Here is an 8,061-nt window from a genome sequence, read left to right as displayed (position 1 = left end):
CAGCAGGGCTCTGGGTCCCTGAGCTGTCCGGACCTCCCGGATCTTGAAGTCCATCGCGTCCCCTGAGCTGGTGTGTTGCAACGACCACTAGAACGGAAGAACCCGTGTACGGCCTTTCGCGTGGGTCACCCATGCCCCGTTCGCTCAGAGCGAACTGCCCTCAGAAGGCTCAGCTGAGGCCACCGCGCCCCGACTGCCCCACTCCACCTGAGGACCGTCGAAGTGGGCCGCGTGCCGCGGCGGATGAGCGGCGGGGCCGAGGACGAAGACGTCCTCCGCGCCGTCGAGCACGCCACCGGAGGGGTCGTCGTCGCCGGCCCGGCGCACCACGTCCCGCTCCGGCATGAAGATGTCGCGCACGACCACCGCACACAGGTACAGCGTGCCCAGCAGGTGAAGGGCGATGGCCCAGTGATAGCCGTCGGTCGGCAGACCCTTGTGGGCGTCTCCGCTGGTCGTGTACGCGAGGTACAGCCAGATGCCCAGGAAGTACGCCACCTCGCACGCCTGCCAGATCAGGAAGTCCCGCCACTTGGGCCGGGCCAGCACGGCCAGCGGCACCAGCCAGAGGACGTACTGCGGCGAGTAGACCTTGTTGGTGAGGATGAACGCCGCGACGATCAGGAAGGCGAGCTGAGCGAAGCGGGGACGGCGCGGGGCGGTCAGCGCAAGCGCCGCGATGCCCCCGCAGCACACCAGCATCAACAGCGTGGCCATCGTGTTGACGGTCTCGGTGCTGGGCGGGTTGCTCGAGTTCTGGGACCAGATCAGCCAGAAGGAGCCGAAGTCGACACCCCGCTCCTGACTGAACGTGTAGAACTTCGACCAGCCGTCGAAGGCGAAGAACATCACCGGCAGATTCACGACCAGCCAGGCGATGATCGCGCCCACCAGAGCCGTCCCGTATTCACGCCATCTGCCGGCGCGCCAGCACAGCACGAGCAACGGGCCGAGCAGGAGGAAGGGATAGAGCTTCGCGGCCGTGGCGAGCCCCAGCAGAACGCCGAAGGCGAGGGAGCGGCCCCGCGACCACATCAGCATCGCAGCGGCCGTCAGAGCGACCGCCAGCAGGTCCCAGTTGATGGTGGCGGTCAACGCGGCGGCAGGCGCCAGGGCCACCAGCAGGCCGTCCCAGGGGCGCCGGGCGTGCGTACGGGTCACGCAGACGGCGATGATGGCCGCGCACGCCATCAGCATCCCGGCATTGACCATCCAGTACCACTGTTCCTGGTCCTGGATGCTGCCGCTGCTGGGCGTGAGCCAGCTGGCGACCTCCATGAACACACCGGTCAGCACCGGATATTCGAGGTACTGCATGTCCCCGGGGAGCTTGTCGAAGTAGGGCACAAGCCCGTCGGCGAAGCCACGCCCCTGGTAGAGGTGCGGGATGTCCGAGTAGCACGCATGCGTGTACTGCGAGCTGGCGCCGAAGAACCAGGCCCCGTTGTAGCAGGGCGCCTTCTGGACCAGGCCGAGGGCGAACATGCCGATCGCCACGAGAGCGATGATCCGGACGGGAGTCCACCAGGACGTCCCGAGCAGGGCACGCCGCCCGACGGGGCCACCGATCAGCTCGCTGCCGCTCCTGGCGACCTCGTCGTTCTTGGTCGGCCGCACCACGTCCGGCTCGTGCACGCTCGTTGGCGTCGATTCTGCACTGGGCATGCCGCACATCCTGCCGTACGCGCCTAGGAATACGCCGAGGGCCGCCGCACCTGGTGGGTGCGACGGCCCCTGTTTCACGTGAAACACCCTCAGCGGGCGATATGACGGCTAACCGGCTGGGCCTCCGAAGATGCCTCCGTTGTTGTTTCCGTTGTTGCCGTTCGTGTCTGTCGACGTGGCTGTGGGTGTGGAGGACACACCTCCGTCGGTGCCTCCGGTGTCCGTCCCGCCGGTGGTGTCACCGGTGCACTGCCAGTCGAACTGGCAGCTCTCGGTCGGCGTGGGCGACGGAGACGTCGTCGTCTCGCTGGGCGACGGACTCGGCGTCGGAGTGGCGGACGGCGTCTCGCTGACCGTGGGAGTGGGCGTCGGACTCGGGACGTCGTTGACGATCTCGCCGATGGGCTCCGGAGTCGGGAACGGCTCCGCCTTCACACCCTTCAGCGCCTGTTCCATGTAGTCGTGCCAGATCTCGGACGGGAACGAGGCACCATGGATCTTCTCCTGGCCACCCGTTCCGAACATCTTCAGGAACTCGCGGTTCTTCTTGGACTCGTCGTCGTCCATCCGGAACATGGTGATCGACGTAGACAGCTGCGGGGTGTAGCCCACGAACCAGGCGGACTTGTTGCCGTCGGTGGTACCGGTCTTGCCCGCCACCTCACGTCCGGTCAGCTGGGCGTTGGTACCCGTGCCCTTCTCGACGACGGTCTTGAGGACGTCCGTGACGTTGTCGGCGACCTTCGCCTCGAACGCGTCCTTGGGCGCGTCCTTGTGCGTGTAGATCGAGCCGTCCTTGCTCGTGACCCTCTGAACCGAGAACGGCTCCCGCTGCTTGCCGCTGGCCGCAAACGTGGCATAGGCACCCGCCATGCGGATCGCGCTGGGGTCGGAGATACCGATGGAGAAGGACGGGAAGCTCGTGCCCGCAAGGCTGTTCTCCTTGAGGCCGGCGTCCATGGCCGACTCCTTCACCTTGTCCAGCCCGACGTCCATGCCGAGCTGTACGAAGGCGGAGTTCACCGACTCCCGCATCGCCTCACGCAGGTCGATGTTGTACTTCGGCGCAGTGCCGTACGACTCCTGGCCGTCGTTCTCCTGGAGCCACTCCTTCCCCTTCTCGTTCTTCCAGATCGACCCGTCGTAGTTCTTGATCTTGAGATCGTTCTCGCCGCTGAACAGGCTCTTCGGGGACACGACGGTGCGTTCGTCCTGCGCCTGCGACTCGGGACCGTCAGGATCCCGCACACCCCACTTCATCGCCGCCGCGAGCACGAACGGCTTGAACGTCGAACCCACCTGCGCACCGGTGGCGTCCGCGTTGTTGGTGAAGTGCTTGGTCGCGTCCTCACCGCCGTAGATGGCCTTGATGGCACCGGTCGTCGGATCCACAGAGGCTCCGCCGAACTGGACGTATTTGTCCGTCTTCGGGCGTTCCTTGGGCTTGATGTTCGCCTTCTGGACCTTCTTGACCGACTTCTCGAGCTCGTCGACCTTCTTCTTGTCGAAGGTCGTGTAGATCGAGAAGCCGCCCTGCTGCAGCTTGTCGGCGCTGATGATGTCGTTGTTGATCAGGTACGCCTTGGCGAGGTCGACGAGGTAGCCCACCTGGCCGCTCAGCTCGTTGTTCGAGCGCGGGTTCTTCCAGTCGGGGAGCTTGGTGTACTTGGCCCGCACCGTGGGGTTCAGATGGCCGTACTCGACCATCTTGTCGAGCGTGTCCTGCATCTGTGTCAGGGCCCGCTTCTGGTTGGCGGCGGGACTGGCACCGGTCGGGTCGATGGACGTCGAGCCCGCCGGGTCGTAGTACGTGGCGCCCTTGAGTGTCGCCGCAAGGAAGGCGCACTCTCCCTCGTTCAGGTCGACGGCGTCCTTGTTGAAGTAGGCGCGGGCGGCTGCCTGGATGCCGTAAGCCGAGCGACCGTAGTACGCCGAGTTCAGGTAGCCCTCCATGATGTCGTCCTTCGACACCGTGGCGCCCACCTTGATGGAGACGAAGATCTCCTTGAACTTTCGCGAGACCGTCTGGGACTGGTCGTTCAGCATCGCGTTCTTCACGTACTGCTGGGTGATGGTCGAGCCACCCTGCGTCTCACCGCCCCTGGCCATGTTGAACACGGCGCGGGCGATGCCCTTTGGGTCGATGCCGCTGTCGGTCTCGAAGGTCTTGTTCTCCTGCGAGATGACGGCGTACTGCATCGCCTTGGGGATCTGCGAGAGGTTGACGTTCTGGCGGTTCGTCTCGCCGCCCGTGGCGACCATCTCGGTGCCGTTGGCCCAGTAGTAGACGTTGTTCTGCGCCGTCGCGGTCTGGTCGATGTTCGGGACGCTCACCAGTGCGTACCCAACGCCCGCGACCGCGACCAGGCCTCCGAAGAAGCCGATGAACATTCCTGTCACCAGCTTCCACGACGGCACCCAGCGCGCCACGCCGTACTTGCCGGCACGTGGATAGTCGATCAGCCGCTTCTTGCCGGAAGCCGCAGGACGCCCCCGCCCGGGGCCGTTCGGGCCACCGCGCCGGCCACCGCGGCCGGCGGGTTCGGCGGCTCTGCGTCGGCCGCCACCACTTCTCTGTGCCGCCCGGCGCGCGTCGGCGCGGCCGCCGGGCGGGCGCTCCTGACCTCCCGGACCGTAGGAATCCGACTCATGGGAGCTCGCCCCATAGGAGTCGGAAGGTGACCCGGTGGCGCCTCGCGGTGCCGCGCGGCGACCGGAGGACGAGCCGGACTGGCCGCGTCGGGCCGCGGCACGTCCGCCTCCCTGCGGCTGCGGCGGTTTGCGACGGTGCTCGCTCATCGAACGATTACTCCTCGGGCAGGCGCACCTTTGCGCGCCTGGAAACGGCGGCTGGTTTCCGGTCCCCCCGAAGTACGGATGTGGTCGGTCCTGCATTCACCCGTACTGCACCAAGGACGACGACGCTCCCCAGTCGTCACTCGGTTCCCGGTGGTGTGCATGGCGCACAGACTACGCACCGTCAAAACCCGCCTAGCCCAGAAGTTCACCCCAAATCAGGCAACTCGCTTCCCATGAATCAGTGATGTGATCCCGTTCACCGTCCCCCCTCTTGCCGCATCCGGAAGGCCGTTCTATCGTCTGGATGTATCGAGTCGATACATCAGCTCGGCATAAAGACCGTCACGGCACCCGTCTCGACGGGTCGCGGCAGAGGGGAGGCGACGATGAGCCGACGTTCCGGCATCCTCGAGTTCGCCGTACTCGGCCTGCTCCGCGAATCCCCGATGCACGGCTATGAGCTGCGCAAACGACTCAACACGTCACTGGGCGTGTTCCGTGCGTTCAGCTACGGAACCCTGTACCCCTGCCTCAAGACGCTGGTCGCGAACGGCTGGTTGATCGAAGAGCCGGGGAACACCCCCGAGGACGCCCTCGCCGCACCACTCGCAGGGCGTCGCGCCAAGATCGTCTATCGGTTGACGGCGGAAGGTAAGGAGCACTTCGAGGAGCTCCTCTCGCAGACGGGGCCAGACGCGTACGAGGACGAGACCTTCGCCGCTCGCTTCGCCTTCTTCGGGCAGACCTCTCGTGATGTGCGCATGCGCGTCCTTGAGGGTCGCCGCAGCCGGCTCGAGGAGCGCCTGGAAAAGATGCGCGCCTCTTTGGCCCGCACCCGGGAACGCCTCGACGACTACACGCTTGAGCTCCAGCGCCACGGGATGGAGTCCGTGGAGCGCGAAGTGCGCTGGTTGAACGAGCTCATCGAGAGCGAGCGGGCCGGACGGGACCTGAAGGGTTCCGCCCACGAAGCACCCGCTCGCGACACCACAGAGGGAGCGCCGGGCGTCCTGCCCCGGACCGGGGACACCTCCGGTCCGGATACGCCCGGCGACACCACCACGTGAGGCCCCTGCCAGGGCCTCACTCGTACACACAGGGAGCAACCGGAATGGGTTCGGTTCGCGTAGCCATCGTCGGCGTGGGCAACTGCGCCGCGTCGCTGGTGCAGGGAGTCGAGTACTACAAGGATGCCGACCCGGCGTCCAAGGTCCCCGGCCTGATGCACGTCCAGTTCGGCGACTACCACGTCGGTGACGTCGAGTTCGTCGCCGCCTTCGACGTCGACGCGAAGAAGGTCGGCCTCGACCTTTCGGACGCCATCGGTGCCAGCGAGAACAACACCATCAAGATCTGCGACGTCCCGAACAAGGGCGTCACGGTCCAGCGTGGCCACACCCTCGACGGCCTCGGCAAGTACTACCGCGAGACCATCGAGGAGTCCGCCGAGACCCCGGTCGACGTGGTGCAGGTCCTCAAGGACAAGCAGGTCGACGTCCTCGTCTGCTACCTGCCCGTCGGTTCCGAGGACGCGGCGAAGTTCTACGCCCAGGCCGCCATCGACGCCAAGGTGGCGTTCGTCAACGCCCTCCCGGTCTTCATCGCCGGCACCAAGGAGTGGGCGGACAAGTTCACCGAGGCGGGCGTCCCGATCGTCGGCGACGACATCAAGTCGCAGGTCGGCGCCACCATCACCCACCGCGTGATGGCGAAGCTCTTCGAGGACCGCGGTGTCCGTCTCGAGCGCACCATGCAGCTCAACGTCGGCGGCAACATGGACTTCAAGAACATGCTGGAGCGCGACCGCCTCGAGTCCAAGAAGATTTCCAAGACGCAGGCCGTCACCTCCCAGATCCCCGACCGGGACATGGGCGCGAAGAACGTCCACATCGGCCCGTCCGACTACGTCGCCTGGCTCGACGACCGCAAGTGGGCGTACGTCCGCCTCGAGGGCCGCGCCTTCGGTGACGTCCCGCTGAACCTGGAGTACAAGCTCGAGGTCTGGGACTCCCCGAACTCCGCGGGTGTCATCATCGACGCCCTCCGTGCCGCGAAGATCGCCAAGGACCGAGGCATCGGCGGCCCGATCCTGTCGGCGTCCTCGTACTTCATGAAGTCCCCGCCGGTCCAGTACTTCGACGACGAGGCCTACGCCAACGTCGAGAAGTTCATCAAGGGCGAGGTCGAGCGCTAAGGCATCTGTCTTTTCGGCTTGTTGAGGGTCCCCGAGGCATTACGCCCGGGGGCCCTTTGCGTATGTGAGGCTGTGCCCCATGGCCGTCGTCCGTGACCTGCGCGTCCTGCTCCGCTTCCGGAACTTCCGACGCCTCCTCGCCGTACGTCTGCTCTCGCAGGGTGCCGACGGCGTCTACCAGGTCGCACTCGCCGCCTACGTCGTCTTCTCGCCGGAGAAGCAGACCTCGGCCACCGCGATCGCCTCCGCGATGGCCATCCTGCTGCTCCCGTACTCCCTGGTGGGCCCCTTCGCCGGCGTCCTGCTGGATCGCTGGCGCCGCCGCCAGGTCTTCCTGTACGGCAACTTGGTGCGCGCCCTGATGGCATCGGCGACGGCCCTGATGGTCAGCCAGGTCCCCGACTGGCTCTTCTACGTCTCCGCGCTGTGCGTCACGGCTGTCAACCGCTTCGTGCTGTCCGGCCTCTCCGCCGCACTGCCCCGCGTCGTCGACGCGGAGCGGCTGGTGATCGCCAACTCCCTTTCCCCGACCGCCGGAACGCTCGCCGCCACCGCGGGCGGCGGTCTCGCCTTCGTCGTACGGCTGGTGGTCGCGGACTCCGATGCGGCCGTGGTGCTGCTGGGAGCCCTGCTGTACCTGGGCGGTGCGTTCGCCTCGCTGCGAATGGCGCCGGAACTCCTGGGTCCCGACCGTGAGTTGGTCAAGCCCCGGATCGCGGTGGCACTCGCCGGCACCGCCCGCGACCTGGTGGCGGGCGTGCGGCATCTCACTGCACCCTCACGCCGGGAAGCCACCCGGGCGCTCGGCGCGATGACACTGATGCGGTTCTGCTACGGCGCCCTGCTGGTCATGCTGCTGATGCTCTGCCGGTACGAGTTCTCCTCGAACACCGACGACGGACTCGCCCTACTGGGGCTGGCGTTGGGGATCTCGGGCGCCGGCTTCTTCGCAGCCGCCGTCGTGACACCCTGGGCTGCCGGACGACTCGGGCCCGGCAAGTGGATCATCGTGTGCGCCGCGGCCGCCTCGATCCTGGAACCCTCCCTCGGCCTGCCGTTCGCCACGGCCCCCATGCTCGCCGTGGCTTTCGTGCTGGGCCTGACCACCCAGGGCGCGAAGATCGCCACGGACACGATCGTCCAATCCTCGGTCGAGGACAGTTTTCGCGGCCGGATCTTCTCCGTCTACGACGTGCTCTTCAATGTCGCCTTCGTCGGTGCCGCTGGCGTAGCCGCCCTGATGCTGCCGCCGGACGGCCGCTCAGTGCCGTTGGTGGTCACGATCGCCGTCATTTACGGGGCAGTGGCAGTTACGCTGGCCCGCTTTGAACGCCAGTGAGTGGAACCAAGCGATGTTTCACGTGAAACACCGCCTCTGAGGGCATCCGCGATCAGGTCTCCCC

5 protein-coding genes are annotated in these 8,061 nt (G+C 66.5%); 3 read left to right on the top strand and 2 right to left on the bottom strand.

Annotation, left to right across the window (positions count from 1 at the left end; translation table 11 throughout):
* Positions 1–144: 144 nt before the first annotated feature.
* Together ADK57_RS46215 and ADK57_RS46210 are read right to left on the bottom strand one after the other, a co-directional pair.
* Positions 145–1,674 carry a glycosyltransferase family 87 protein gene (locus ADK57_RS46215; RefSeq protein WP_053755805.1) on the bottom strand — a complete coding sequence of 510 codons (1,530 nt, stop codon included), beginning with the start codon at positions 1,672–1,674 and terminating at the stop codon, positions 145–147.
* A 99-nt stretch (positions 1,675–1,773) separates the two neighbouring features.
* Positions 1,774–4,464 carry a transglycosylase domain-containing protein gene (locus tag ADK57_RS46210; protein WP_078973698.1) on the bottom strand — a complete coding sequence of 897 codons (2,691 nt, stop codon included), beginning with the start codon at positions 4,462–4,464 and terminating at the stop codon, positions 1,774–1,776.
* A gap of 386 nt (positions 4,465–4,850) precedes the next feature.
* On the opposite strand from ADK57_RS46210, the gene ADK57_RS46205 reads away from it, so the two are divergent.
* The 3 genes from ADK57_RS46205 to ADK57_RS46195 all read left to right on the top strand — a co-directional run bounded on the left by ADK57_RS46205 (position 4,851) and on the right by ADK57_RS46195 (position 7,997).
* Complete coding sequence (locus ADK57_RS46205; RefSeq protein ID WP_053755804.1) at positions 4,851–5,531, top strand: PadR family transcriptional regulator; 681 nt, start codon at positions 4,851–4,853, stop codon at positions 5,529–5,531.
* 44 nt (positions 5,532–5,575) lie between these two features.
* Entirely contained in the window at positions 5,576–6,658 is a 1,083-nt protein-coding gene (locus ADK57_RS46200; protein WP_053755803.1) for an inositol-3-phosphate synthase, read from the top strand.
* 79 nt (positions 6,659–6,737) lie between these two features.
* Entirely contained in the window at positions 6,738–7,997 is a 1,260-nt protein-coding gene (locus ADK57_RS46195) for an MFS transporter (RefSeq protein ID WP_053755802.1), read from the top strand.
* Positions 7,998–8,061: the final 64 nt, after the last annotated feature.

It is taken from the genome of Streptomyces sp. MMG1533, assembly GCF_001279775.1.
Classification (GTDB): domain Bacteria; phylum Actinomycetota; class Actinomycetes; order Streptomycetales; family Streptomycetaceae; genus Streptomyces.
Note: the sequence above shows the minus strand (reverse complement) of the source record. Positions and strands in the feature narration are given on the sequence as shown.

Excerpts from the sequence above, each read along its gene's own strand:
- ADK57_RS46215 (WP_053755805.1), bottom strand. The coding sequence starts at position 1,674 with ATGTGCGGCATGCCCAGTGCAGAATCGACGCCAACGAGCGTGCACGAG.
- ADK57_RS46210 (WP_078973698.1), bottom strand. The coding sequence starts at position 4,464 with ATGAGCGAGCACCGTCGCAAACCGCCGCAGCCGCAGGGAGGCGGACGT.
- ADK57_RS46205 (WP_053755804.1), top strand. The coding sequence starts at position 4,851 with ATGAGCCGACGTTCCGGCATCCTCGAGTTCGCCGTACTCGGCCTGCTC.
- ADK57_RS46200 (WP_053755803.1), top strand. The coding sequence starts at position 5,576 with ATGGGTTCGGTTCGCGTAGCCATCGTCGGCGTGGGCAACTGCGCCGCG.
- ADK57_RS46195 (WP_053755802.1), top strand. The coding sequence starts at position 6,738 with ATGGCCGTCGTCCGTGACCTGCGCGTCCTGCTCCGCTTCCGGAACTTC.